We start from the raw sequence: 26352 nt of genomic DNA on the forward strand, positions 1-26352 counted from the left end.
TCTTCATCACGAAACTCGGCAGGGATTGTCTCGACCTTTTTTCGCCTGATCAGGTTCAAAAACCAATAAATGAGGGATATAACATGCACTTTAAGACGTCTTTATGCGCAATTGCTGTCGGGGTTGCTCTAACACTAAGCGGATGCAACAGTAGTGATAATAGCTCAAATGTGGATGCTCCACTTAAAGCGACCGAATTCCACAACACCATCGATCGTGCAGGTGTACCTGTGGCATTGCGTGATTTGCACGGTGGCCACCTGCGCTACATTCCAATGTTCGATAACGGCTCATGGCATGGCCACACGTTAGACACCAAAGGTGGTGAAATTACGCTAGGTGGTACAGCGCTATTGACCGAAGAATACGTATCATTCATGGCTGCACGTTTCGACCGTTTAGCTCTGACTGTCGACGGCCAGCCAATGCCGCTAGAACTGACAAACGCATACTCACAACCAGGTGCGTTGATCCAAACGTATACAGGCGATAACGGTATCGAAGCCGAGCTAGAAATGCGTTTTGTGACTAATCGTACTTCTCTTGTAAAAACCACCATCAAAAACCCAAATAAGCAAGATATTCAAGGCGAATGGGATGGTGAGTTGATGCAAAACTATCGTGCGGATGATGGCACGGCATACAAGAATGAAGACAGCACAGTCCGTAGTGTTGAAGAAGCTTACCCAACTTACTCCCGTGAAATTACAGCGACAGACAGTGGTGTAGAAGTCTCTTTTGGCGCAGTTCGTGATTCATGGTCATTGTTGACATCTGGCGATTCAAAGTTCGAAGTAACGCGTTCTATCAAACCAGACACTTCTACCATCAATGATGATAAGAAAGGTTTCGTGCAAACGGCCTCTCTAGGTGATGGCGAAGAGATCACGTTATACACGGCTTACACTCACGTTCAAAACACCAAAGAACAAGCATCTGAGTTTGGAAAACTGAATAAAGTGATGGCCGATCCAAAAGGTTACATGCACGATTCAGCTATGCGTTGGGAAGAATACCTAGAAAACGGTCTCACCAACAATGCGGCGTCAAAAGAGCATGAGTTTGTTGCAGTAAAAGCAATGGAAACATTGAACGCGAACTGGCGTGGTGCTGCGGGTGCGATTGATCATGACACCGTTACACCTTCCGTTACCGCCCCTTACTTCTCGGGCAACATGACATGGCCGTGGGATACGTGGAAACAAGCTTACGCAATGTCGCACTTCAACCCAGATGTAGCGATGGAAAACATTCGCACCGTATTCCAATACCAAGTGTAATCTGATGATCCAGTCCGCCCTTGGGATGAAGGTTACCTGCTTGATGTTGTGACTTACAACCTGCCAACTGAGCGTTGGGACGGTATGTCTACGGAATACAAAAAAGTGTTCCCTCAAGCGACCGATGGCCTGAACTGGAATGAGCGAAATACCAAACCATCACTGGCAGCATGGGCGGTATGGGAAGTGTATACTGCTCTGAAAGACGAACATAACCGCCCCGAAGAAGCACAGAAGTGGCTAGAAGAAATGTATCCGAAACTAGTTGCGTTCCACGATTGGTGGTTACGCGCTCGTGATACGAACAAGAACGGCATTCCAGAATACGGCGCAGCGAAAGATCCAATCCACACGGTTTTTGCAGGTGACGTGAATGACGGTTCTTGGGGATCAGATGCGTCTGTTGACGATATGAAGTTCCAATACAAAGACGAAGCGAACGGTGACAACTGGATCAAAGAAACGAGTATCGAGAAATACAATGAATTACTAACTTCTGGCGATTACACAGCAATGAGTATCCCTGCCAAAGTCGCAGCGGGTTGGGAATCAGGCCGTGATAACGCTGGCGTGTTTGGTTTTATCGACACTATCGACAACCTGCAAGGTATGGCCGAGCAACCAACGCAAAATGAAGCGGAAGTCATAGACCAAATGGGTCGTTACGCGCATGACACTAATGGTTTCGACAATACGTATGACATGGCTATGGGCTCGGACGGCTCAGTAGTGACTTACCATGATGATTCAGTTGAGAACATGGACAAACTGGCTCTGGCGAAGAAAGACTGGGAGGTGAAGTTCAACGAAAATACGGATGATTCAGACAGCTTATCTGGTTACTCATTGATGCAAGAGTCGGTAGACCAAGCGTCTTACTGGTACTCAGACAACCTATACCTATCTCAAATCGCCGACGTGCTGGGTAAAGCAGACAAAGCCGCTGAGTTTGCAGAAAAAGCAGCCAATACCAAAGAGTACATCAACCGTTGTATGTACGATGAGTCAACAGGCTTCTACTACGATATCGAAGTGGTGCCAAATGGCCTCCCTAACCAATGTGCAGGTCCTGTATTGGTGAAACGCGGTATGGGCCCTGAAGGTTGGTCACCACTATTCAACAATGCTGCGACGCAAGAACACGCGGACAAAGTAGTAGAGAACATGCTGAATACCAGCAAGTTTAACTCACCTAAGATTCCGCTAGGTACGGCATCAATGGACAACCCGGCTTACGGCCCAGACATTTACTGGCGTGGTCGCGTGTGGCTCGATCAGTTCTACTTTGGTGTTCGCGGTATGGACAACTATGGATACGGTGTAGAAGCGCGTCAAATGGTCGACAAGCTATTCCAAAATGCGCAAGGCCTAACAGAATCTACCCCGATTCAGGAAAACTACAACCCAGAAACGGGTGAGGTTCAGGGCGCGAATAACTTCTCTTGGAGTGCAGCGCACCTTTACATGTTGTACAACGGTTTTGTAGGCAAATAAACACTCGTTGTTCCGTCATTAACGGAGTCAAGCATTAAGCGTTGTAAATGGTCCACCTAACCATCTGCAATTGTTTAACACACTCCATATCCCTGACAACAAAGCCACAACAGACGCTGTGGCTTCTGTTTTATCGGTTTGAATCAATACCGCTAACTGTCCGTCGTCGTTAATGGCCGCTTCCCATCACACGCCCCTTTCTTAAGGTCGTATAGCGGGCTGGCTCCATGGTTACTCCATCGGTGGTCTTCCCTAGCCAGTTTTTTATATTGAGTCGGCGTGAAGCCAATGTATGTCTGGAAGGTTTCATAGAATCGGCTACTTGAATTGAAGCCCACCGTGAGTGAGATATCGAGAATGGTTCTATCCGTATCACTCAACAAAGCACGAGCGTGGTTGATGCGCATCGCAGTAATGTACTGCTTAATGGTCATCTGCATCATTCTCTGAAATACGTTCATCGCGTAGTTGCTGTGTAACCCGACATGTTCAGCGATACCTTTAACGGTTAATGGCTGATTATGGTGAGTCGCAATGTATTCCAACATCTGGCTGACATAGAATTGGGAGTGTTTCGATACCCCTTTCTTGGTCGACTTATCCTGTCGATTTACCAGCAGTTGTTGCCAACCATCAAGGCAGATTCGTTTAAGCATTAAGCCAATTTCATCCATAGCCAACTGCTGGCGACTTTCTGACGAATGTTTTATCTCTTGTGCCCAACGGGATATTTCAAACTCACTGATCAACGAACAGGAGTTCGATTGCAATACACTTCCGTGAGTTATCTGATTGACAAAATCACGACTGAGAGCCCAGGACATAAAATGGTGAATCGGTATGTTGATGATCCCCATATTATGGCTTTGGCCGGGATTGGTGAGTCGATGAGGTACCGATGCCCAAAACAAGCCAATCGATCCACTCTTAACCACGATTGGGCTGCCGTTAATGATGTACTCCACATCATCCCCAAAGGGAATGTTCACCTCAACTTGACCATGCCAATGATAACCCGGCATGGAGTGAGGAGCTCTGAGTTCGATATCAATTTTCTCATAAGAAGAATAGAGAGAAAGCGGGCTTACCGACACAGTCTCGGTTGAGTACTTATCTAAAGTGATAATTCTCACCGTATCTGGGGCTGATTGCGGCATATCTCGCTCCTTAGGTAATCGTATATCTGACTTTTAGCAGTTCCTCGATAATAAAACTCTGAACGCGATCATAGAGCCGACTTACCCCAATTCATAAGATCATCGCGATGTGATTAGAGTCAGCATCTTAAGTGAAAAACTCGCTTCATTGCATAACCCTTCTCCTTAAAAGCCAGCAAGTTATCCCATTTCCTAAGATTTCCATTTGGTGATTTGAAAATATTAGAAAACGGGAGAGTTCTCCAGTTATCTGAGACGAATCGACATGGGCTCTAGGTGTAACTTATCTGCATCAACAAAAGAACTCTGAGAGATAAAGGATTCCACTATGCAAAGCCCTAAGATCACATTCATCGGTGCTGGCTCAACCATTTTTGTTAAGAACATTCTTGGCGACGTTTTCCACCGTTCAGCATTACAAAACGCTCATGTCGCATTGATGGATATCGATGAGACCCGATTAGAAGAGTCTCACCTTGTCGTCAGCAAGTTGATTGAATCATCAGGCGCTACTGGCTCTATTTCATGTCACTTAAATCAGAAAGAAGCACTACAAGACGCAGATTTTGTCGTCATCGCTTTCCAAATCGGCGGTTATGAACCTTGTACGGTCACGGATTTCGAGGTGTGTAAACGCCATGGCCTGGAACAAACCATCGCAGACACACTAGGCCCAGGCGGTATTATGCGTTCGTTACGCACAGTCCCGCATCTTTGGAGTGTCTGTGAAGATATGACCGAGGTTTGTCCGAACGCGACCATGCTCAACTACGTCAACCCAATGGCAATGAACACATGGGCAATGTACGAGAAGTATCCGCACATTAAACAAGTCGGTTTGTGTCACTCAGTACAAGGTACAGCAGAAGAATTAGCACGCGACCTAAACTTAGATTACGCAGATCTTCGCTATACCTGCGCAGGCATCAACCACATGGCTTACTACCTGACCCTCGAGAAGAAAACAGAAAGTGGTGAGTACGTCGACATTTATCCAGACCTACTTAAAGCCTTTGAGAGTGGCAAAGCGCCTAAACCGGGTATTTATCACAATGGTCGCTGCACAAATCTGGTTCGCTACGAGATGTTCAAAAAATTGGGCTACTTTGTGACAGAGTCTTCTGAACATTTTTCGGAATACACCCCCTACTTTATCAAGCCAAATCGTCCAGATTTAATCGAACGTTATAAAGTGCCACTTGATGAATACCCAAAGCGCTGTGTCGAGCAAATTGCCGATTGGAAACGTGACCTTCAAGAACTCAAAACAGCTGACAAGATCACCGTTGATGAGTCTCACGAATACGCCAGCACCATCATGAATTCTATCTGGACAGGCACTCCGAGCGTCATTTACGGCAATGTGAAAAATGAAGCCTTGATCGACAACTTACCGCAAGGCTGCTGTGTTGAGGTCGCTTGTTTAGTTGATGCGAATGGTGTGCAACCGATCAAAGCTGGTCGCCTACCTAACCACTTAGCCGCATTAATGCAGACCAACATCAATGTTCAAACTCTATTAACGGAAGCCATTCTCACTGAAAACCGCGACCGTATTTATCATGCTGCAATGCTGGACCCTCATACTGCCGTTGTACTTGGAATAGAAGAGATATACGCGCTGGTTGATGACTTAATTGAGGCTCATGAAGGTTGGTTACCAGAGTGGGTTAACAAGTAATTTCATGCAAGGGCGTGCTGGCCTTTCACGGTTAAATTTTGATCGAGATAAAAGCGTTTTAATCGCTGCAAGAGGCTTGCCGCTTAGTCATTCTAAGCAAAATCCTCTCAACAAAGAGTAAAACGCTTTTAGCCGAACCCTTTTGGACAGCGTTTGTAAATCCTTTCTACTGCGGTATCTGCTTCTCGTGTAGGCTAACAGCTCTAACCAGTACCCTGATTAAACAACCAATAACTCACGGGGTTATCAGGGCATTGATAAGGCCCACACTCAACGAACGTAGCAATGGCATTCAGAGCAACCACAACGATTGCTAACAAGCACGCCACACGCCCCAAGTTACTCATCTTGTAAGCTTCTTGAGTCTGTGTCTTATTCGTTAGAATCAAGATCACAGCAACCGCAAAGATAGTGGCGATGAACAAAACAAATGCCCATGTGTAATAGTGCATTCCCAAAATAGGACTTCCGTAACCCGGAGTTCCAGGGATTACGTGTAAAGAGACTTGTCTGAGCGACGTTGCTACGCCGTACAAAGCGCCAATTAGAACGATGCCATAGTGGCGAGATTGAGGTCCATAAACCACATTCAACATGAAGCCAAACGCCACCATTACAAAGCCAATACGTTGTAATAAGCATAACGGACAAGGCAACTCATTAAGAACAAACTGAAGAATAAAGCCGATCAACAAAACGGCTGTCATACCTAGCAAGCCAAGTGTATTCAAGAGCGTTAATTGATTTCGATTCATGCTAGCTCCTTACAATAAGATCGATAGCGGGTCGGTGGCATGATGGTTAAACCAATACAAACCAAGAATCACTGAGCTAGCAAAAAAGCCATAAGCAGCGGTCTTCTTATCGAAAAAGGCGCATAGCATTGCCACAAATAACAACAAAAACAGTAAAGACATCATAAGAGGCATTTCCTTTCTATTTATCCTGTTCAGTCAGACTAAACGTCATAATGAATATCCACACCGATGCTATTAATCATTCAACTTCGGTAAATCTATGGATTACGAATTGAAAATCATCAACTTAATAGTTGTTAGTAAGAACCGAGCTGTCAAGTTTAAGGTCACACACTAAGTGCGCACCAGCACATCAAGGCAACTAACCAACCGATGAACCCCGTTGATATTGATGACAGGTAAGGTTGGCAAATATGTGAATGAAGTTAAGCTTAGGAGATATCAGGAGGTTATTTGTCACTGCTCTAAACAGCAAAAAACCCAGCGAAAGGTCGCTAGGTTTGAAATATAAAAAGTGATGTAATACAAGCTTACTTCAGCGGGTCATTGTCCGGCAGTGCTTTATGAAGCCATAGTGCTAAACGCTTCTTAATGTTCGCGCCATCAAGCTTATCGTCAGGTAACGGAGTGATCTGATTGACTTCAACCAGAAACAAGTACACCGCTTTAACCTTTATCGGTTGGGATGAATTTGGCAAATCAAAACCTTGTAGCTTTGCCATCTTAAAACCGACTTCAACTGCTTTTTTTACCAGCTTATCTTCATTAATGATCTTCGCGGTTTTCGACATATCATCTCCATCATTTTTATCGAGTGAATACTGAGTATATCAAACCGAAAAATTCACAAGATCACTTCGCTCTCAATTTGAGGAGTCGATTTGATAAATAACATAAAACGGACAACACGCTCTAAGCTGATTCTAATTCGACTGATATTTACGACATCAACAACTATACGCAAACGAGCTCTTAATAAAACACTCAATAAATGAGATCTTAAGTCAAAAACTGAGAATCGAACAATATTTGACTTACGATTTTAAAACATACCGAATACTATGATTTCCATTAAAATTTTATGCACTTTCAAAAAAATCAATAAGCTCATGTTATTTAATTAGTTTTATAGTAGTTTGACTTAGTTCATATTTACTAAAGCCTTTTATAAACCACTATTTACAAAGCACTCAATAAGAAAATAGAATAAACCCACTAATATTATACTGGTGTTAAAAATGCGTTACTTATGGGCTTCATTCTGTCATAAAAATCCTATTCCCGGACGAATCGTTCATATTCTTGTTATGTTAATAGCGTTAGCTTCTATTGTCGTACCATTGATTTCAAAAGATGCGACAACAATCTTAGTATCCCTGAGCGTGGCTTTGGTGTGCTTTGTGCTATTCGCATTCTTTGCACTCAGCGACAAAATGCGTTCAGGTATGCATTAATCAGCTAATCTACCCTCTATTCACAAAGCATTCTCTTTTTCTAAAACTCATTATAAAATGCTGGTTACCGGATACAGAAAAGCCCAAAGTTATTAGCTTTGGGCTTTTTGATACCAGTAATCATTAACTTAGCAACACGCTTAATATAAGTGTGCAAATTCTTCGATTTGACTCTTACCGCGCAATAATAAAAAGTTCAAAAATCGGGATGTTGAGGTAGTGATTATTTTGTCTTCTTCCACACCGTGCTTTTCAAGTAATGCTTTTACAAGACCCAAATGAGCGATCTCTTCACAGAAATGCGCATCAGAACCAGTAGTAAAGTAAACGCCAACTCGCTTGCCGATCTCGACAATTTTTGAGCATCGCACATCGCTTCCTTTTCGGCTCTTGCCTGTCAATGACGTATTGTTCACTTCAATCGCAACATTGTGCTCCTTTGCGCACAGCAGAACCGCTTCCATATCGAACTTGTAGTTTGGGTTCCCTAAGTGCCCTAGCACATCAACTTTGCCACTCTTAATGACGTTCATTAACGCCTGTGTATGTTCTTGTTCCGTCGATGGCTTGATAACTGGCTCATGCAAGCTCGCAATCACCCAGTCTAAGTGTTGGTAAGAAGAGGGAGGAAGATCCAACTCTCCAGCAGTGTTCAGTGTGTTGGCTTCCACACCACGCAAGATACCTACATCGTGCAGAAAGCGGGGCAAAATCCTTTGGTTATTGAAAAACCAGTAGTGGGGGGCTCCCGGCATTTCAGGAGCATGATCCGTTGTACAAAGGAGTTTTAGCCCCTTATTTTTCGATGCCAGAGCATTTTCGATAATGGTGCTATAGGCATGGCCACTTGCCAATGTATGAGTATGGCTGTCGACAACAATCTCCATTGTCTGACCTCCTAAATTGTTTAATTGATTTGAAACGAACCGTCTTGATTCATGAAGAGTGTTAGGTCTGCAGGGATAGAATGATCTAACACTTTATCGACGTTTTTTGAGTCTGAATTTTTATAGAACTCGACCGCCTCTTCTAATCTGGTACCACCTCGCACCTTGCGGTTTACTAAACGCTCTTCGAGGAACTTAGCGTCGGTGTCGATGAATATGGTAAAATCAGCCAACTCATGTAACCCATTCCAAACCGGCTCATTCAGTAACAACCAGTTGCCTTCAATTACGACAATGTCCTTGTCTACCGAAATTGCGTCATCCACAGGATCATGAAGGTTTCTATCGTAGTATGGCCACGTAGGATTTTTTACTTTCAGCTGTTTCAACTTATCGATCAACGAGGTTAAATTGAAAGTCTCATGAGAACCTTTAATCGTGCGGAGTTCGATTTTTTCATCACCGCGCTCAATGTAATTTGAATCTAAGATTTCATTCGGATAGTGAAAGCCATCAAAAGGAAGCACTTGAAGAGGCTCAACCCCACTTTCTTGCTGCGATAGGTGTTCCCAAAAAGCGGCTAACGTTGACTTTCCACTGCCAGGAGGTGCACACAGAAAGATGATCGTACGTTCATCCTTTTGTTTGAAAAGTCTCGTGAACCTTTCTACGAGCGGCTTGTGAATTTGATCAATATCTTGATCTGGAAATGTAGCTTCGGTTTCAAAACCACTGACATTTAGGGAAACTTTCATGTTCAACCTTATCCTAATATCTCTTTCTCAATACTTTCTAACAAATTCTCGCAACAGAGTTTCAGCACTGTTTTAATCAGCGATTCATAACGTGTTTGAGTGAATGAATCGAATGACGAGAATTTTAATTGGTTAATTGAATCTAAGTAGAAGCTATCTTTGCCTTTCGAGAGGTTTGATTGATTACTGATGAAGTCGTAAACCATGTCATCGCCAAATGTCAGCACTTGCGATTGCTTACTAGTGTATTCATACATTTGGTCGAATAAGCCAATATCTGCGTAGGTTTCCAAAGAGATCTTACCCATCGCAAACATCAATTTAGAGGCGACGTCGGTTGTCACAAGAGGCCCATCTTCTTTTAAAAGAGGCACGACGGCGTACTCCATGACCAAAGCGTCTTGAACGAACACTTTCGGTAATAGCTTTTTAATTTTTTTGTTTATTAGCTTATTAGATACTTCAATCAGGCTGGTTGCGTTTTCGCACTCTTCCAATACATCTAATAATTCATCTTGCAATAAAATATCAATTACCTCATGACGTTGTGGTGGCAATTGAGCCACCACAATAGGTGAACCATATTAAACGGTTAGGCTCACATCATAAAATTCCAATAGTGCTTTTTCTGCTTGCTCATTCCAGACGTAATTGTTGGCTTTTACAATTTCATCTAATTCCAAGAAAAACGGAGATTGATCAGCCAAGGTATGGAATTGGTCAATCGCTGTCAGCGGTAAGTTGATATGTGGATAAATCATCTTCTTACCACCAGGAATATCTAGCTGGTTTAATATCGTATGTGGAGCAGCTTCAAGGCCACCAACATGGGTAAGCATAAACGAAGGGTTAATCTTATTCGCTTCTGAAAGCTCAATAGATTCGACCATGTCACCCGTAGAGCCACCCGAAGTTCCCACGATGTGAGTTGCTTCATAGTGAACATTGTAAAAGTTAAAGAGCACTTTGAATTGCTTATCTGTCGGACCTGCAAAGAAGTTTAAACAACCATCATTACCTAGTAATTCATCTGCTTGTTCAAGTACTTGAGCGACAGCTGCATATACCATCACATCATCATAACCATTACCGCCGTTCAACTGCTTAAGGTGAGCGACGGGATCATCTAACTTTGCCGTATTCACATAGAAGAGTTCAATACCGTTCTCTGCTGCTTTTGATACAGGAATTAAGCTTTCAGCTCGTTCTAAACGCGCTTCGTCGATGTCGGTAACGACAATTCGGCTTGGTTTAACAGGACCGTTAATTGCGTAGTCAATCGCGCCGATACCCATCGGGCCAGCACAAGCAAGAAGAGCCAACGAACCGCCCTCTTTGATACCCATTTGATGCTCATACATATAAGGCGTTGTGTGGTAGCTCGCGTGGAATGCCCCAATAATGCACGACATTGGCTCAGCCAAAGACGCGTTAGCATAATAAGAACTGTTGTATGGAAGAACACAATCTAAGTCGATAGCGATTTTAGGAATAACTGAGTATGTGGCATTACCACCAAAAGTTTCATAACTGTAGCCCGCAGAATAACCAGTTGGTAGCCCCATTGCTGGCTGTAGCACAAATGGTTCACCTGGCTTAAAGCGGTCTTGTAAGTTAGCACCCACTTCTATGATTACACCGGCATATTCGTGACCTGTCATCACTGGCACGTCTGCTATATCTTCAGGTACACGCTTATGATTACTTCCTAGTAACGCCGCTTTGTAAGTAGAAAGGCAGATGCTGTTCGAGATGTTCTTTACCAAAAGTTCATCATCAGAAATTGCTGGTAGATCGAACGTTCTAAGTCGAACATCTTTCTCACCACAGATAACAGCAGCAGTAGTTTGAGTCATGATTTTCTCTCCGAAAGTGGGACCACTGAGTGGCCCCAAAATTTAAATTAAGCTTGTTGACCAATGGTGTTCATTAGGTTGTCTAATGCAGGGTCATGTAAGAAGTTCTTGATAGTGACGACTGGTAAGCCCGTTGCTTTAATCGCTCTATTCTCTAGGCTCTCGTGAGTAACCACCACATCGGCATCAGTTGGGACTTTTTCGATGGCAAAGTTTTTAACTTGAACATCGTAGCCAGCTTTTTCTAGTTTACGTTTGAAAGTCGATGCTCCCATGGCGCTTGAGCCCATTCCCGCATCACATGCAAAGGCAATAAATTTGATGTTCTTTGCTTCTTTTGGCTGTTCTGTTGAAGCCTGAGCTGATGCTTTTGCTACCACACCTTCTGCTTTCATATCTTTCATGTCGGTTATCGACTGTTCAAACTCGTCTTCTGATTGTTCTTTCTTGCTCACTTTCAGGATCGCACTTGCGACAAGGAAAGACACAACCGTTGCTGAAGCCACACCTGCGATGGTTGCGAAGAAGCTACCTTTTGGTGTTAGTGCTAAGTAAGAGAAAATCGAGCCAGGACTAGGGCCAGCAACCAGACCACCATCAAGTAGGTTGAACGTGGCAATACCTGTCGCCGCACCAGCAATCATCGCAACAATCATGATTGGCTTCATTAGCACGTATGGGAAGTACAGCTCATGGATACCACCGAAGAAGTGAATGATGATTGCACTTGGTGCTGATTTCTTACTTAGACCTTGACCAAATTTCGCGTAAGCCAAAAGCATACCTAGGCCAGGACCTGGGTTTGACGCCACCATAAAGAAGATCGATTTGCCCGTTTCCGCCGCCGCTTGCAGACCTAATGGGTAGTAAATACCTTGGTCGATAGCATTGTTTAGGAACAGTACTTTTGCTGGTTCATTAATAATGGCAAGTAACGGTAGAAAACCAGTTGCTACAAGCGCTTCGATACCCGATTTAACGAATAGGTTCGCAGCAGTCACAGCAGGACCAACAATCGCGTAAGCAAATAGACACATCAACATGCCGAAGATGCCTAGCGAGAAGTTGTTTACCACCATCTCAAAACCTGAAGGGATCTTGTCTTGTAAGCGTTTATCAATTTGAACGATCACCCAGCCACTCAATGGACCCATGATCATTGCGCCAACAAACATTGGAATCTCAGCGCCAGCGATAACACCCATGGTACCTATCGCACCAGCAACTGCACCACGCTTATCCCCGACAATTTGTCCACCGGTATAACCAATAAGCAGAGGAAGTAAATAAGTGATCATCGGGCCCACTAATTCACCAAAATATTCGTTAGGCATCCAACCTGTTGGAATAAATAATGCTGTAATAAAGCCCCATGCGATGAAAGCTCCAATATTTGGCAATACCATCGCGGTCAGATGACCACCAAAAGATTGCACTTTTGCTCTTATATTTGTAGACACGGTATATTCCTTATTTTCAAAGGTTATTCTTAGTAACTTTTAATAATTTCAAGTACGTCAGCTTTTGAAGATGAAGCCGCCAGCTTGGCAATATTTTCTTCATCAACTAACATTTCACTAAGTGCTTGAATAACCTCAATGTGTGTATCTGAATCCTTTGCAGCTAATGTTAATAAGACATTCGCTGGTCCCATTTCTGAACCGAAATCAACTGGGGTTGAAAAAACGTGGATACCCAACCCAGTCTTTAGTACACCTGCTTCTGGACGGGCATGAGGCATAGCAATGCCTGGACAAAGAACATAGTAAGGTCCATTATCATGCGTTGACTGAATGATCGCGTCTGCGTAGTTATCGGTAACGTAACCTTTATCTTGCAAATAACGAGTTGTTTCTTTAACTGCATCTTCCCACTTATATTCAGAGTGGTTAATGACATCAATTAAGTCGTGGTCAATAAGGTCATAAAGCATAATATATCCCAGTTATTCTTGTTCGTTGTTGTTGGGATTATTATCAGTGGAAGTTGTCGAATCGAGAAACGGCAAAGAAATGTGACTTTAATCACCCATAAATAGCTGTCAATCGGATATTTCTGCGCCACCCCTCAAATTCAAACCGTAATTAAATGACAAATTTACAATTAAAAACAAGTCAACAGTTTAAGTTTGACAATAGACCCAATTAATAAAGTTAATTAAAAACAACAAAATGAGATGTGAGTTCAGATTAGCCAGTTGACCATAAGTTAAATGTGATGATGGTTATGTTTACATTCGTAAAACAAGGAATGTAACACGTTAAAATCAGTGACCGAGATCGCGTATGAAATCGAAGCACCATTAACCTGAAAGTTTACGACATAGCAAGCTGCTAACTCACTCATCCAACCTCACGATATACAAACGACTTGAATAAAAAAGTAAGACGAAGCACCAAATACAGAAAAGCCCAAAGTTATTAGCTTTGGGCTTTTCTTCTAGCAACTGTGGTTGATTACAACCGAGTGATACGAATCAATCAGGCATTACAACAATACCCATGCTTTCAAGTAGTTGCTCTTGCTGCCAAGCCACAATTTTAATTCCAGATGTATCGACCTTACGAGGATCTAAACCGTCTAACTCAGCATGGCACAAGTTCGCGCCTTGCATGCTGAACTGCCCCCATACATCTTCCGAGAACACACCACGGCTAAGATCAGACTCTTTCAGTGATGCACCGGCAAGGTAAGTGCCTATCCAGCGGTTTTCAAACAGCTCGCACTTCTCTAAGCAAGCTTGCTCCAAGTTGGCATAAGACAGGTTACAGCCCGTGATATACGCCGAGCAAAAATACATCCGGTTGCTGACTTGGTTAGCGAAATTGGTGCGAGTGAAGTTCGCCCCTTTCAAGTCGCAATCACGTAGCTCAATACCATAGCAATTTGCGTTACTAAAATTCGCCATGGCGAGCTGACAATTCTGAAAACTTGCATCACGCAAATCTGCAACATCGAAGCGGCAACCCTCTATATCGCCTTGCTCGATGAACTTACAATTGATAAACGTTGCATCGCGTAAATTCGAACGCCTAAAGTCACATCGGATAAAAGTGCATGATGTAAATGTCATTTCAGACAGATCTTGCTGAGCAAAACTATGGTGATGATACGTGCTGTTATTGGTGTCCATTTAGCCCCCTACAGAAATTAAGCTAAGACTACCACTGCGATCTTAAGAAAACACTAAATTAAAAACTAACAAAAACAGCAACTTAAAACACCCGAATTTAGCCATTTTAAGGCATCAAACAAGCACTTAAAGGGTATTGTTTTCGTTTTATAGAACGCGTTTATGCTGAAAATAGTTTTAAGCGTTAGGGAGAATTATGGGGCGATAGATAAAATAGGAAAACGATAAGATATCGACATGACTATACAGTCACATCGACCATGAAAACACTCCCCCTAGTGTTCGAGAGTTTCAATAGGTAAGCTTAGACATCCAATCTAATAACTCGAACGCAGGGTCTTATTCTTGCGCCGCAGCCTTACCCACCCACGCAAAAGCTTCTTCTTGATCCGCCTTAACTCCACTCCCAGAAAAATACATCAGTCCAAGCTGCATCTGAGCTTGAGGGCTACCGTTCTTGGCAGCGATTTCAAACCACTCTGCTGATTTCTCAACATTTTCTTCAATGCCGTCGCCACTCAAATAGGAGTATGCCACCGAAAGTTGGGCTTCCAAGTCCCCGTTGTAGGCTTCATTTAATAAATGTACAACACCTTCATGCTCTACAGATTGAACCAAGCTACTTTGATGGCCGTTGCTTTGGTTTGTCCAAAATATCGCACTCAGAATACCAACTAACACAATGATACTTAAACGTTTATTGATCATTTACCCCCCCTAAGGAATTAAAACCTCAACGTCCCTGTTGAATAAGTTAGATAAAAAATAGAAACGGAATAATGATGAATAAACTCGATAGCAATACGTTTTCAATTTTCATAATAAAATCTCTAATTTATGTGAAAGAAGGACTAAATGGGATGAGTAAACAATACCAAAAACAAACCGGTCGGTCCATGGGATCTCTGTCAAAGGTATGTCAATAGATGAGATATCAAAACTTAATCAAGCAAATCAAAAAATGGCTTAGTCGGTTGATAGATAGAAATGAGATAAAGGGTAGATCGAAAATGGCCGCTTAAAGCGACCATCAAATATTCTTATATTGTTTTTAAAGAATTAAATCAGTTTCCAGACTAGCTCTTAGCAACGTTGGCAATGCCTTCAAGCTGTAGAACTGGAGCGGCGTCGATGTCTTCTGCATTCATCATTGCAGACACACGTTGCATCGAAGAAAGCAGTAAACTTTGCTCCCACGGCTCTAGGTTTTGGAACTTTTTCACGAAATTATCTTGTAGCGGCGGTGGCGCATTGCTCAGCAACTCTTGACCCTTTTCAGTCAGGTTTGCGTGTACTTTACGTCGATCTGATTCACTACGTACTCGTTGTACATAGCCGTTCAATTCTAAACGGTCGATTATTGTAGTCGTGGTTGCTTGACTCACATTAGTTTGGTTAGACAACTCTTTGATCGTCACATTGCCCATCTCTTGGATTGCTCTCATTAAGATTAATTGAGGGCCAGTCAAACCATACTCTTTACTCAGCTTTTTCGAATGTAAATCGATAGCGCGAATAATTTGGCGAATAGCGACCAGGATTTCGTCATGTTTGTCCAAGATGCAGACCTTTGTACTAATTATATTGTGAGTGGCTTTACAGTGTCTAAGCAATGAAATGTCCTGAAAGATTGAGTCAGGTGCGCTCGAATTACACTGTAAATTGATAATTTACTTCATTGATTTTTCCGCATTGTACTGATGTTCATACTATTCTCAATCTTTTCTATACCACTAAACTTGCGTGGTACGGCACTTTTGCCTAATGAAGGGGGAATCAAAGCTTCAATGAAGACAAAAATAATGAGTCAGAGAATACAAACTAAAAGAATAATATATTTTAATAATCATAGAGGTAGAGAGACTTAACCCTCTCCACCCAATAAAAAACCAGCCCCAATAGCTAAGCTGAAAAACGAAATTTTACGCGGCTGTATTCATCTGAAAGTTACCAGTAAGTGCATTATAAAACTCACTGTTATCCAAGATCCCAACCAATTGATTGTCTTCGACAAGTAAGATCGGGTGATTACTTAGCTGTTTCAGTTTAATCGCATCGCGCATACCGATCTCTGGGCTTGCCACTACCACACTCGACGCACTGATTGCCGTTAAGTCGTCAGATTCGTTCCACTCAACAAGCGCTAAAGTCGATTCACCTTTTACAGACAAAGTACCTTCACTATGCTCAATCCATAAGTCTTTAGAGTCACAGATCTTCCAGCTTTCTTCTTCTTGTTTCAAAGAATCCAGAGGCTGCATCAACGAACGACCTTTGAGTACGTTCAACGGGTTAGTGTGTGCGACAAAATCTTTCACGTATTCCGTTTTTGGCGTCAGTACGATCTCTTCAGGCTTACCGTGTTGAATCAGTTTGCCAGACTCCATGATCGCGATGTTGTTACCAATCTTTAGTGCTTCATCTAGGTCGTGACTCACGAACAGAATCGTTTTGTTGAGTTTGTTTTGCAGCGTGATCAATTCATCTTGCAGCTGAGCACGAATCAGTGGATCAAGCGCCGAGAACGGTTCATCCATTAATAGAATATCGGTGTCCATTGCGAACGCACGCGCCAAACCAACACGTTGCTGCATACCACCAGAAAGCTCATGTGGGAATTTCGTTTCCCATTCGGCTAGGCCAACCATTTCAAGCTGTTCACGCGCCTTAGCACGACGAACATCTTTGGCGACACCTTGCATTTCAAGACCAAACGCCACGTTGTCTAATACGTTAAGCCATGGCATCAAAGCAAATTTTTGAAAAACCATGGATACACGGTGAGTACGAAGATGACGCAGAGTCGCTTCATCACACTGTGCTAAATCGACTTGTTGGTCACCGTCTTTGATTGTCAGTGAACCACGGCTGATCTCATTCAAGCCGTTAACTGCACGAAGCAAAGATGATTTACCAGAACCCGATAAGCCCATCAGCACGCAGATCTCACCTTCTTCAACCGTCAGAGACACATTATCTACACCCACGACTTGGCCAGTCTCATCAATGATCTCTTGGCGAGTTTTACCTTCGTCGAGTAGCTCAAGCGCTTGCTTCGACTTATCACCAAAAACAACATCAAGGTTTTTAATGGTAATCGCGTCCATTGTCTTTTTTTCCTGAGAGCTAGACATGATTAAGCCTCCTTCTGATTGGGAGTTTTGCACAAACGATCAAGAATGATAGCGACTAATACGATCGCCAGTCCGGCTTCAAAACCTTGTGAGATGTTCACTGTGTTCAGTGCACGAACTACCGGTTTACCAAGCCCGTCAGCACCGACAAGAGCGGCGATAACCACCATCGAAAGCGACAACATAATACATTGGGTGACACCCGCCATGATGCTTGGCAGAGCGGCAGGTAATTCAACTTTGAGCAGTAACTTCATGCGACTTGCACCAAAGGCTTTCCCCGCTTCGATCAACTCTTCAGGGACTTTCGTTACCCCTAAGTAGGTCAAGCGAATCGGTGCAGCTATCGCGAAAATAATGGTCGAGATTAAGCCAGGGACGATGCCCAAGCCGAATAGAACTAAAGTCGGAATCAGATACACAAACGTCGGAACCGTCTGCATTAAATCAAGGATGGGTCTAAGCACCGTATATAACCAAGGGCGATGCGCGGCCATAATGCCAACTGGAACGCCAATTAATACGGAAATCGTTGTCGCTGCAAACACGAGGACAAAGGTTTCCAGCATTTCTTGCCAGTAGCCGAGGTTTAAAATGGTCAGCAAGGCTGCAACCACGAAAATCACAAGCGAGGGTTTACGGTGTAAGTACCATGCAATCGCCGCAGTAATAACGATTGGTAAAGCCGGTGGCATCCACTTAAATACATCGACTAAAAACAGAATAACGGTTTCTAAAAAGATAGAAATAGCATCAAAAAAGCCCGCTGCGTTGATAGTTAACCAGTCAACACCCGCTTCCATCCATTGTCCGACAGGGATTTTGTTTTCCGTAATAAAATTCACAATATTGCCTTTTATTATGGGTGGGCTACTTCAAACCAATCGATAAATTGGTCAGCCCACCTTTATTATTTATGTAGCTGTTGAGATAGGTAGAACTAAGCTTTAACTTGTTTTAGGTATTCAGTGACGGCTTGAGTCGCTGATTCACCTTTATGCGTTTTTACATTGTCTAACCAAGCTTCCACTTGTTGAGGGTTCTTGTTCAACCATTGTTGCGCCGCTTTTTCTGGCTTCACTTTTTGGTTAAGAATCTCTTCCATCAACTGGTTTTCCATCTCTAGAGTGAATTCTAGGTTTTGTAGAAGTTGACCGACGTTTGCACACTCAGACAGGTAGTTTGAACGAACGTTAGTGTAAACATTCGCGCCACCGTAGTTCGGGCCAAAGAAGTCGTCACCACCTGATAGGTATTCCATCTCAACATTGCTGTTCATTGGGTGCGGTGCCCAACCAAGGTAAACGATCCACTGGCTACGACGAGCAGCGCGAGATACTTGCGATACCATGCCCGCTTCACTTGATTCAACTAGGCTGAAATCTTTCAAGCCAAACGCGTCAGAATCAATCATTGATTGGATTAAGCGGTTACCGTCATTGCCCGGTTCGATACCGTAGATGCGGTCTTTAAATTTGTCGGCATGTTTTGCTAGGTCTGCGAAGCTTTTTACGCCAGAGTCGTACACATATTTTGGTACAGCTAGCGTGTATTTTGCGCCTTCAAGGTTGGCACGAACGGTTTCAACCGTGCCCGCTTCACGGTACTTAGCAATATCGCCTTCCATGGTTGGCATCCAGTTACCTAGGAATACATCAATATCGCCGTTCGCCATTGAAGAGTAAGTCACCGGTACTGAAAGTAGGTCGGTTTTGGTTTTGTAACCAAGACCTTTTAATAGTTCAGAAGTAACGGCGGTTGTTGCGGTAATGTCAGTCCAGCCTACATCAGCGAAGCGAACGTTTTCACATTGCTGCGGTTCAATAGAAGCGTTAGCGTAAGCACTGAACGCGAATGAACTGATGGCTAGCGTTACGAGCGCCTTTTTTGTAGCGGTTTGTTTATGTTGAGTCGTCATAATGATTCCTTTTTATCTTTCCTTTTTCTGCCCTAACTCATACTAATCGGGGCAGTTTTCTGACTTTTGACTAATTTTGGTTGTTACTTTTTTATTATTTTTATATCAATAACAGATACTTAAGCTTCTCTTACTGGTTTATTGATTCTTTGCTTCTCTTGCCACTCAGGTGCAATCCACACTGGAACGTCCTGCTCTTTGAGCGTTGGCTTACCCAAAATCAAATCGGAAGCACGCTCGGCAACCATAATGGTCGGGGCGTTCAAGTTTCCGTTTGGAATAACAGGGAAAACAGATGAGTCAACAACGCGCAAATTGTCAATGCCGCGAACGCGACACTCTTCATCAAGCACTGCCATGGGATCATCATCAGCGCCCATTTTGCAGCCACATGAAGGGTGATACGCACTTTCAACGTTCTGCTTAACCCATTCGTCGATTGCTTCATCAGAAGTCACACTTAGACCCGGCTGAATCTCTTCACCTCGGTACACATCCATCGCAGGTTGAGACAAAATCTCACGCGTCAGACGAATACAATCGCGCCAATCTTGGCGGTCTTGCTCAGTCGAGATGTAGTTGAAAATGATCTCTGGCTTGGCATGCGGATCAGCCGAAGTGATCGCAACCGTACCGCGACTTTCTGGCTTATTAGGTCCAACGTGTACTTGGAAACCGTGACCATCAAAGGCCGCTTGGCCGTCGTAACGCATTGCTGCTGGTAGGAAATGGTATTGAATATTTGGCCACTTCAACCCTTTGCGAGAACGAATAAACGCACATGATTCAAAGTGGTTAGTAGCACCCAAACCTTTACGAGTCAGAATCCATTCCGCGCCAATCATGCCTTTGCTAACTAAACCAAGCTTACTGTTAAGCGTGATGGGTTCGTTACAGTGGTATTGGAAGTACACTTCTAGGTGGTCTTGTAGGTTTTCACCGACGCCACTGAGTTCGTGTTTCAGCTCTACACCAGCCTTTTCAAGCACGGCTTTCGGGCCGATACCAGAAAGTTGCAGCAGTTGAACAGAACCGATAGAACCGGCAGAAGAGATCACTTCTTTGTTCGCGACCGCGACTTGAGTATTGCCTGACTTTTCAAACTCGACACCGACTGCTTTCAGACCTGATTGGCCAGTTGAGTCTTGTGCTTCAAGTAAGAAACGGCGCGCCACGATGCCTTTCTTCAAGGTCAGGTTTGAACGCTTCAATGCACGGCGCAGATAAGCGTTAGAGGTTGAGGCTCTCACTCCCTTGTCTACCGTCATATGCATGGTGCCGAAGCCTTCTTGCTGGTAGCCGTTATAGTCTTGTGTTTCCGGGTAACCAGCGTCTTTACCTGCATCAATGAATGCTTGGTAAAGCGGGTTCAGATCCATATCGTTACCGTTACAAGTGCCTACTGGGCCATTGTCGCCACGGTATTGATCGCCACCTTTGTTCCATGATTCAGCACGGCGAAAATAAGGCAAACACGCTTGGTAATTCCAACCGGCAGCACCCTCTTCTTCCCACTGGTCGAAGTCACAAGCATGACCACGCACGTAAACCATGCCATTGATTGATGAGCTACCACCTAACACTTTGCCGCGTGGGCAGTGCAGTTCACGTCCATCAAGGCCTGGCTCTTGTTGAGTCTCAAACTGCCATGCATATTTTTCAGTATTCATCGGGTAGGAAAGCGCTGTTGGCATTTGGATAAAAATGCTCTTATCCGTACCACCCGCTTCCAGTAATAAAACGCTATGTTCACCGCTTTCCGTTAGCCTATCCGCTAACACACAGCCGGCCGAACCCGCGCCGACGATAATATAATCGTAGCGTTGTTCCATATTTTAAGTTCCCTGAGATGAGTCAGTGAGGCTAGCTCTTTTAAGCTAGCCTGTTGAATTAAGTTTTACGCGTTAGGCATAAGGGCTGGCGTAATCGCCTAGCTCAATAAGAATGCTCTTCGTTTGCGTATAGTGGAGTAGAGTTTCTGGGCCATTTTCACGACCAACACCCGAAAGCTTGTAGCCACCAACAGGCATTTCTGCAGGTGAGTCACCCCACGTATTAACCCAACAAATACCTGCCTGCATTTGATGAATAACACGGTGAGCACGAGAAAGGTTTTGCGTGAACACGCCAGCAGCCAGGCCGTACTTAGTATCGTTAGCACGACGAATCACATCGTCTTCATCAGTGAACTTCAACACCGACATTACAGGGCCAAAGATCTCTTGTTGGACGTGTGGCATGTTATCTTCGCAGTCCACAAACACGGTTGGGACAACAAAGTTGCCGTTCGCTAGCCCGTTGTCAGTCACTTGATAACCGCCAGTCAGCAATGTTGCGCCAGACTGTTTTGCTAGCTCAATCGCTTCAAGAACTTTTGAAAGGTGCTCTTTAGAAATCAACGCACCAATTTGAGTCTCCATGTCCATTGGATCACCAATGATCAGTTTTTCAGTGCGTGTCTTAAGTTGGTCGATAAAATCGTTGTAGATGTTTTCGTGTACATAAACACGAGTACCATTGGTACACACTTCACCTTGGGTGTAAAAGTTTGCGACCATAGAAGCGGAAACCGCATCATCCAATTTCGCATCATCAAACACGATCATTGGAGATTTGCCACCAAGTTCCATGGTCACCGATTTAAGCGTCTTAGCGCTATCCGCCATCACAGCCTTACCAGTGCCGGTTTCACCTGTGAAAGACACTTTAGAGATGTCTGGATGAGCCGTTAGCATTTGGCCGACACGGTAGTCACCCTGAACCACGTTAAATACACCATCTGGAAGGCCTGCTTCGGTAAATATCTCAGCAAGCTTAAGTGCCGTTAGCGGGGTTTCTTCGGAAGGTTTGAAAATCATCGCATTACCCGCAGCCAATGCCGGAGCCGATTTCCACATCGCGATTTGAATTGGGTAGTTCCACGCGCCAATACCGGCACAGATGCCAAGCGGTTCACGACGAGTGTAGAAAAATTGAGATTCACTAAGGGGTTGTTGATCGCCTTGAAGTGTAGGAGCGAGGCCTGCGAAGTATTCAATCACATCGGCACCAGACGCTACATCTACTTCAATCGCTTCTTGCAGTGGCTTACCCGTGTCAACAACCTCAAGGTTTGCAAGGTCATCATTTCGAGCTCTAAGTATCGCTACCGCTTTCAAAAGAATACGACTGCGTTCCATGGCCGTCATTGCTGACCATACCGCAAATCCACGTTTCGCAGATTCAATAGCGCTATCCACGTCCGCTGAAGAGGCGTGGCCTAACGTTGCGATAGGTTCGCCGTTTGCCGGGTTGATACTATCAAAGGTTTCACCAGACGTAGCTTTAACCGCTGCGCCATCGATGTATAACGAGTTCATTTCCATTTGAGATTCTGACTTAATTATTGTTATTAGACTCTGCTGGTCTATGTGTGAGTATTTATCGTTCAAGTACTATGATTGCAATGCGACGACCACGTTCTATGCGGTGTTACACGAGTAAAACGTCAGTTGTTTATCAAGATAATCATTGATGATGGCACGCGCCTTTTGAGCATCGATACCACCTGGGTTTAGTGTGCCTCTCAGCCACAAACCATCAATCAGAGAAGCAATCCCGTGAGCAACGAGATCCGCTTGTTCATGATTCAAAATACCTTTCAACTCAAGACGTAAGTGTGAAATCAAACGTTTTTCATTCACACGCTGCAGTCTTTTCAACTGCTCGTCATGCATTGAATATGACCAAAATGCCAACCACGCCTTCGCGACCTTATTTTCGGCTTGGTAACCTTCGAAGTTACCATCGATGATCGCGTTTATTCTCTGTTGGTGAGCATCAACAGGAAGCGCTTTTAGTGACGTGGTGATGGTATTGGAAAGTTGGCGAAGGATTTCACGCATGGTCTCTTCAAGCAGACCGTGCTTTCCACCAAAATAGTGATTAATAATGCCAGTGGAGACTCCCGCTTCTTTGCTGATCAACGCAATACTCGCGGCATGCAAACCCACTCGATCAATCACCGTCATGGTGGCTTGAACAAGCTGTGGTTTACGTATATCAGGCATCCCAACCTTCGGCATTTCTCAGTCCTTTTATTTTATATTGAACGTTCAGTTAAATATAAAATGACAGAAATTTAGTTAGGGTTCAAATGATTATTTAAAACAAACTCGCAACAACACAGCATTCAAAAACCAACAAACCAATTAAAAACAATCAATTAAATATCATTTAGGGCACTAATGAATTCAATTAAAGATTTGAGGTGTGATAGTTAATGGTCAAATGTTTTCGCTCAATAAGAACAAAACTTAACCATTTATCTTCTGTGCCAGACAGGATGATACACAGCGGATAAGTATCGTTATTTGTGGTTAAGAAGGGATAATCGATGGCGTGATTGATGAATAGGATGAATGGAAATCAGATACCAAGAGAGCACCATAAACCAGTTAGGTGCTCTCATTTTTCCCACAAATATTGAGGTAATAAAGCGTGGTTAGTTCAACTAAAAAGCCAAGTGATAACTATTGCTCGGTTGATCCAGTGAAATCACCCAACTTTGCTCTTGTTCACTGCTGCTCATCGGCACCCAACGAGCGTAAATTTGTTCCCAGTTCCCATTCACTTCCAATTCCACAACATCGATTTGAGTTGGGTATACCGTTGTGATTCTAGACAATGGGTCAGCGACAATATCACCGTTACTCATGACAAATGCCGATTCGGAATACAAGTGCAGCGCTCCCGAAGTGGCTCCCGTGTAATCCATCGACAAACTGATCTTCTCACCGACATCAAACGAAAACCCTGCTTGTGCAACAATCTCCGAAGTGTCGGTTATCGTTGCAACGCCTGGCTGAGCAGGGGAAGCGGGCGTCTGAACCGGTGTTGGCGTGGTCGATGGTGTTTGGGCTGGCGCAGCACTTGAGCTTCCGCCACCACCTCCACCGCCACAGGCTGCGACTAACAAAGGCAAAGAACTGATGGTGAATAGTTTAATTGTATAATTCATGGTGCTCTCCTACTCGTCCGTCGCTGAAATAACTTTATTTGTGGTGGATGCCTTGTACCACTCACCATCGGTCTCACCACTACTTGTTACCCATTCAGGGAACGACGTGTAAGCTTCACTGATGTCAATGTACTCGATAGGGTGGTCCCATTCATCACGGATGTTAATCACCCAAGGCATATTGTTGCTGGTCTTAAACGATTCCGAACCAGAAGAACGGTCATCGTGAGTATTGAACAAGGCATTATTCATATCGCTGGTGCCAGAAAACGCTTTGAGGTGAGTTTGCCATGTCATACCTGGAGGAGTGCCAACAAAATCACCGTGGTACATATCTTCAGCGGCAAAAATGAATGAGTCATAAGGAGGATAGCCGACATCATCACGCGATACTGGCGAGGTAAACTCAACGTACAATTGATAGTTGAGAGCATCTGCATTTTGCTGTTCAGAACATGCGCTTTGTGTTCGGTAGAAGACGCAACCTTCGGTGAGTTCGCCTAGGTTTTCTAGCTCCACTCTCAGATCTTCAGACACCATCAGAATCGTTTCGCTGCTTCCCTCTTTGAGAATGGTATGGCCAACGGCAACACCATTTCGAGTCAACGTTGTAGATGCCACGTTAGCAGGCAGAACGTTCGGCAACTTCAACGCATAACCATTTGAGTAGCCTGCGCCCATCGCCTGAAGCGTATAATCTATGGTTAGATTTTTAAGTTCTCGTTGTCCGTTGAGCTGCTCTGTCACTCGGTAACGCCACACCACATCATTAAAATCATAATCCCCTTTCAAGGGCCAGTTATCCTCAAAGGCAATCGTTGCGTAGCTGTTCGAGCTTGGGTAAACCGATGTAACTGTCAGGTCTTCATTGTTCTCTTGGACAAGTACTTCGTATTTAGAATCGGTCGTACCATCTTCATTAACGCCATCAACCGCGGCAAATGGGGTAACATCAACCGTGAAGATCAAGTCGTTGAAATCATTGTCTCCGCTAGGTCGGTAGATATCTTCAAAACCAAGCACCAAGAACTCATTCTCGGTATCAAGGAAAGCAACATTGTGTCTTCTATTTTCAGCGGTCGCCTCTGGGTTCAAAGCAGGATAGCTGTAAAAAGGCGTTCCCCAACCACCAAGCCAAGGAATGTTGTTATAAAATCCTTCCCAGCCCCAACCATTCGAAATGATAAAGAAGGCCAATGTTTGACCCGCGGTGAGTTGGACATTGAGATCGATGGTATCTCCTTCTTGCATTTCCCCAACATCAGCAACGGATGTATTAGGAAACACAACAACGTGTGCGTTGATGTCATCTTTAGTTGCAGGTGGGTTGTCGGTATCAAAAACAAAATAACCGAGTGTATTTCGATAGCCCGCCCCTTCGTTGAGGAACGTCAAAGATACAGTGGCGTATTCCGCGCCATTTAGTTCATCGTCAATATCAATACTTGAATATCGCTCAGGAGCAATGAATGCACTATTGACCGTACTACCTTCAGGCAGCATCGAATAAACGTTAGTTAAAACATCTTGTGGGAGTGAATCCGCTATCGAATACGTATTATTAGGTTTACCTTTTGCCGAATAGTTTGACGCATCCGCCCCAGATTCATAGGTAAGATCCGCAGTGGTCAGCGCCATCGCAAAACACGGCATTAAACAACTGGGCAGTATGACTGAATTCCAATTTCTCATTATGTTCCCTCTTTCTGCTAGCCATAAACGTGTAAAGAGGAATGGAGCAAGTATAATGCCGAAAAATAAAATTATATTTAACAGGTAGTTATGATTGTAGGTTTAAATTTTCTCATTTTGAGAATGAAGTTGATGTGAAGCGGAGACATCCGAA

General features: G+C 43.9%; 23 protein-coding genes and 1 pseudogene. 3 read left to right on the plus strand and 21 right to left on the minus strand.

Annotation, left to right across the window (positions count from 1 at the left end; all coding sequences use genetic code 11):
* Positions 1 to 83: 83 nt before the first annotated feature.
* Positions 84 to 2774, plus strand: a pseudogene (ygjK, locus tag ITG09_21530) (alpha-glucosidase).
* A gap of 152 nt (positions 2775 to 2926) precedes the next feature.
* On the opposite strand, the gene melR reads toward ygjK, so the two are convergent.
* The gene (gene melR, locus ITG09_21535) at positions 2927 to 3931 is read right to left on the minus strand and encodes a transcriptional regulator MelR (GenBank protein ID UPR53969.1); all 1005 of its coding nucleotides are present in this window, start codon (positions 3929 to 3931) and stop codon (positions 2927 to 2929) included.
* 328 nt (positions 3932 to 4259) lie between these two features.
* On the opposite strand from melR, the gene ITG09_21540 reads away from it, so the two are divergent.
* The gene (locus ITG09_21540) at positions 4260 to 5612 is read left to right on the plus strand and encodes an alpha-glucosidase/alpha-galactosidase (GenBank protein ID UPR53970.1); all 1353 of its coding nucleotides are present in this window, start codon (positions 4260 to 4262) and stop codon (positions 5610 to 5612) included.
* A gap of 203 nt (positions 5613 to 5815) precedes the next feature.
* Here ITG09_21540 and ITG09_21545 read toward each other — a convergent pair whose 3' ends face one another.
* From ITG09_21545 to ITG09_21555, 3 genes are all read right to left on the minus strand, one after another.
* On the minus strand, positions 5816 to 6367 hold the full coding sequence (locus ITG09_21545) for a disulfide bond formation protein B (protein UPR53971.1): 552 nt from the start codon (positions 6365 to 6367) through the stop codon (positions 5816 to 5818).
* A gap of 9 nt (positions 6368 to 6376) precedes the next feature.
* On the minus strand, positions 6377 to 6532 hold the full coding sequence (locus tag ITG09_21550) for a hypothetical protein (protein ID UPR53972.1): 156 nt from the start codon (positions 6530 to 6532) through the stop codon (positions 6377 to 6379).
* A 368-nt stretch (positions 6533 to 6900) separates the two neighbouring features.
* Positions 6901 to 7161, minus strand: coding sequence for a DUF5062 family protein (locus ITG09_21555; GenBank protein UPR53973.1), 261 nt, complete (start codon positions 7159 to 7161; stop codon positions 6901 to 6903).
* A gap of 447 nt (positions 7162 to 7608) precedes the next feature.
* Here ITG09_21555 and ITG09_21560 point away from each other — a divergent pair, with 447 nt between their 5' ends.
* Positions 7609 to 7824: a hypothetical protein gene (locus tag ITG09_21560; GenBank protein ID UPR53974.1), complete on the plus strand. Its 216-nt coding sequence runs from the start codon at positions 7609 to 7611 to the stop codon at positions 7822 to 7824.
* A 140-nt stretch (positions 7825 to 7964) separates the two neighbouring features.
* On the opposite strand, the gene ITG09_21565 is transcribed toward ITG09_21560, so the two are convergent.
* From ITG09_21565 to ITG09_21645, 17 genes are all read right to left on the minus strand, one after another.
* Positions 7965 to 8711, minus strand: a complete 747-nt coding sequence (locus tag ITG09_21565; protein ID UPR53975.1) for a phosphatase — start codon at positions 8709 to 8711, stop codon at positions 7965 to 7967.
* A gap of 20 nt (positions 8712 to 8731) precedes the next feature.
* The gene (locus tag ITG09_21570) at positions 8732 to 9466 is read right to left on the minus strand and encodes a nucleoside/nucleotide kinase family protein (protein UPR53976.1); all 735 of its coding nucleotides are present in this window, start codon (positions 9464 to 9466) and stop codon (positions 8732 to 8734) included.
* An 8-nt stretch (positions 9467 to 9474) separates the two neighbouring features.
* Positions 9475 to 9993: a transcriptional regulator gene (locus ITG09_21575; GenBank protein ID UPR55230.1), complete on the minus strand. Its 519-nt coding sequence runs from the start codon at positions 9991 to 9993 to the stop codon at positions 9475 to 9477.
* 57 nt (positions 9994 to 10050) lie between these two features.
* Complete coding sequence (locus tag ITG09_21580) at positions 10051 to 11322, minus strand: zinc-binding dehydrogenase (protein UPR53977.1); 1272 nt, start codon at positions 11320 to 11322, stop codon at positions 10051 to 10053.
* A gap of 47 nt (positions 11323 to 11369) precedes the next feature.
* On the minus strand, positions 11370 to 12782 hold the full coding sequence (locus tag ITG09_21585; GenBank protein UPR53978.1) for a PTS mannitol transporter subunit IICB: 1413 nt from the start codon (positions 12780 to 12782) through the stop codon (positions 11370 to 11372).
* Between the two features lie 29 nt (positions 12783 to 12811).
* Positions 12812 to 13255: a PTS sugar transporter subunit IIA gene (locus tag ITG09_21590; protein ID UPR53979.1), complete on the minus strand. Its 444-nt coding sequence runs from the start codon at positions 13253 to 13255 to the stop codon at positions 12812 to 12814.
* 543 nt (positions 13256 to 13798) lie between these two features.
* A complete protein-coding gene (gene qnrS, locus ITG09_21595; protein ID UPR53980.1) occupies positions 13799 to 14455 on the minus strand; it encodes a QnrS family quinolone resistance pentapeptide repeat protein in 657 nt (218 codons plus the stop codon).
* Between the two features lie 339 nt (positions 14456 to 14794).
* Positions 14795 to 15163, minus strand: coding sequence for a sel1 repeat family protein (locus ITG09_21600; protein ID UPR53981.1), 369 nt, complete (start codon positions 15161 to 15163; stop codon positions 14795 to 14797).
* A 368-nt stretch (positions 15164 to 15531) separates the two neighbouring features.
* Positions 15532 to 16014, minus strand: coding sequence for a MarR family transcriptional regulator (locus ITG09_21605; protein UPR53982.1), 483 nt, complete (start codon positions 16012 to 16014; stop codon positions 15532 to 15534).
* Between the two features lie 363 nt (positions 16015 to 16377).
* Positions 16378 to 17589: a choline ABC transporter ATP-binding protein gene (gene choV, locus ITG09_21610; protein ID UPR53983.1), complete on the minus strand. Its 1212-nt coding sequence runs from the start codon at positions 17587 to 17589 to the stop codon at positions 16378 to 16380.
* A 2-nt stretch (positions 17590 to 17591) separates the two neighbouring features.
* On the minus strand, positions 17592 to 18434 hold the full coding sequence (gene choW, locus ITG09_21615) for a choline ABC transporter permease subunit (GenBank protein UPR53984.1): 843 nt from the start codon (positions 18432 to 18434) through the stop codon (positions 17592 to 17594).
* A 95-nt stretch (positions 18435 to 18529) separates the two neighbouring features.
* On the minus strand, positions 18530 to 19507 hold the full coding sequence (locus ITG09_21620; GenBank protein ID UPR53985.1) for a choline ABC transporter substrate-binding protein: 978 nt from the start codon (positions 19505 to 19507) through the stop codon (positions 18530 to 18532).
* A 119-nt stretch (positions 19508 to 19626) separates the two neighbouring features.
* Positions 19627 to 21339 (minus strand): choline dehydrogenase, encoded by a 1713-nt coding sequence (gene betA, locus ITG09_21625; GenBank protein ID UPR53986.1) that lies wholly within the window; start codon positions 21337 to 21339, stop codon positions 19627 to 19629.
* A 72-nt stretch (positions 21340 to 21411) separates the two neighbouring features.
* Entirely contained in the window at positions 21412 to 22872 is a 1461-nt protein-coding gene (gene betB / locus ITG09_21630) for a betaine-aldehyde dehydrogenase (GenBank protein ID UPR53987.1), read from the minus strand.
* Positions 22873 to 22968: 96 nt separating this feature from the next.
* Positions 22969 to 23571: a transcriptional regulator BetI gene (betI, locus tag ITG09_21635; protein ID UPR53988.1), complete on the minus strand. Its 603-nt coding sequence runs from the start codon at positions 23569 to 23571 to the stop codon at positions 22969 to 22971.
* 428 nt (positions 23572 to 23999) lie between these two features.
* Positions 24000 to 24506: a hypothetical protein gene (locus tag ITG09_21640; protein ID UPR53989.1), complete on the minus strand. Its 507-nt coding sequence runs from the start codon at positions 24504 to 24506 to the stop codon at positions 24000 to 24002.
* 9 nt (positions 24507 to 24515) lie between these two features.
* Positions 24516 to 26159 carry an LruC domain-containing protein gene (locus tag ITG09_21645; GenBank protein ID UPR55231.1) on the minus strand — a complete coding sequence of 548 codons (1644 nt, stop codon included), beginning with the start codon at positions 26157 to 26159 and terminating at the stop codon, positions 24516 to 24518.
* Positions 26160 to 26352: the final 193 nt, after the last annotated feature.

It is taken from the genome of Vibrio cyclitrophicus (assembly GCA_023206055.1).
Lineage (GTDB): Bacteria > Pseudomonadota > Gammaproteobacteria > Enterobacterales > Vibrionaceae > Vibrio > Vibrio cyclitrophicus_A.

Bases quoted from the DNA above. Each gene is read 5' to 3' on its own strand.
- melR (UPR53969.1), bottom strand. From the start codon at position 3,931: ATGCCGCAATCAGCCCCAGATACGGTGAGAATTATCACTTTAGATAAG.
- ITG09_21540 (UPR53970.1), top strand. From the start codon at position 4,260: ATGCAAAGCCCTAAGATCACATTCATCGGTGCTGGCTCAACCATTTTT.
- ITG09_21545 (UPR53971.1), bottom strand. From the start codon at position 6,367: ATGAATCGAAATCAATTAACGCTCTTGAATACACTTGGCTTGCTAGGT.
- ITG09_21550 (UPR53972.1), bottom strand. From the start codon at position 6,532: ATGATGTCTTTACTGTTTTTGTTGTTATTTGTGGCAATGCTATGCGCC.
- ITG09_21555 (UPR53973.1), bottom strand. From the start codon at position 7,161: ATGTCGAAAACCGCGAAGATCATTAATGAAGATAAGCTGGTAAAAAAA.
- ITG09_21560 (UPR53974.1), top strand. From the start codon at position 7,609: ATGCGTTACTTATGGGCTTCATTCTGTCATAAAAATCCTATTCCCGGA.
- ITG09_21565 (UPR53975.1), bottom strand. From the start codon at position 8,711: ATGGAGATTGTTGTCGACAGCCATACTCATACATTGGCAAGTGGCCAT.
- ITG09_21570 (UPR53976.1), bottom strand. From the start codon at position 9,466: ATGAAAGTTTCCCTAAATGTCAGTGGTTTTGAAACCGAAGCTACATTT.
- ITG09_21580 (UPR53977.1), bottom strand. From the start codon at position 11,322: ATGACTCAAACTACTGCTGCTGTTATCTGTGGTGAGAAAGATGTTCGA.
- ITG09_21590 (UPR53979.1), bottom strand. From the start codon at position 13,255: ATGCTTTATGACCTTATTGACCACGACTTAATTGATGTCATTAACCAC.
- qnrS (UPR53980.1), bottom strand. From the start codon at position 14,455: ATGGACACCAATAACAGCACGTATCATCACCATAGTTTTGCTCAGCAA.
- ITG09_21600 (UPR53981.1), bottom strand. From the start codon at position 15,163: ATGATCAATAAACGTTTAAGTATCATTGTGTTAGTTGGTATTCTGAGT.
- choV (UPR53983.1), bottom strand. From the start codon at position 17,589: ATGTCTAGCTCTCAGGAAAAAAAGACAATGGACGCGATTACCATTAAA.
- ITG09_21620 (UPR53985.1), bottom strand. From the start codon at position 19,507: ATGACGACTCAACATAAACAAACCGCTACAAAAAAGGCGCTCGTAACG.
- betA (UPR53986.1), bottom strand. From the start codon at position 21,339: ATGGAACAACGCTACGATTATATTATCGTCGGCGCGGGTTCGGCCGGC.
- betB (UPR53987.1), bottom strand. From the start codon at position 22,872: ATGGAAATGAACTCGTTATACATCGATGGCGCAGCGGTTAAAGCTACG.
- betI (UPR53988.1), bottom strand. From the start codon at position 23,571: ATGCCGAAGGTTGGGATGCCTGATATACGTAAACCACAGCTTGTTCAA.
- ITG09_21640 (UPR53989.1), bottom strand. From the start codon at position 24,506: ATGAATTATACAATTAAACTATTCACCATCAGTTCTTTGCCTTTGTTA.
- ITG09_21645 (UPR55231.1), bottom strand. From the start codon at position 26,159: ATGCCGTGTTTTGCGATGGCGCTGACCACTGCGGATCTTACCTATGAA.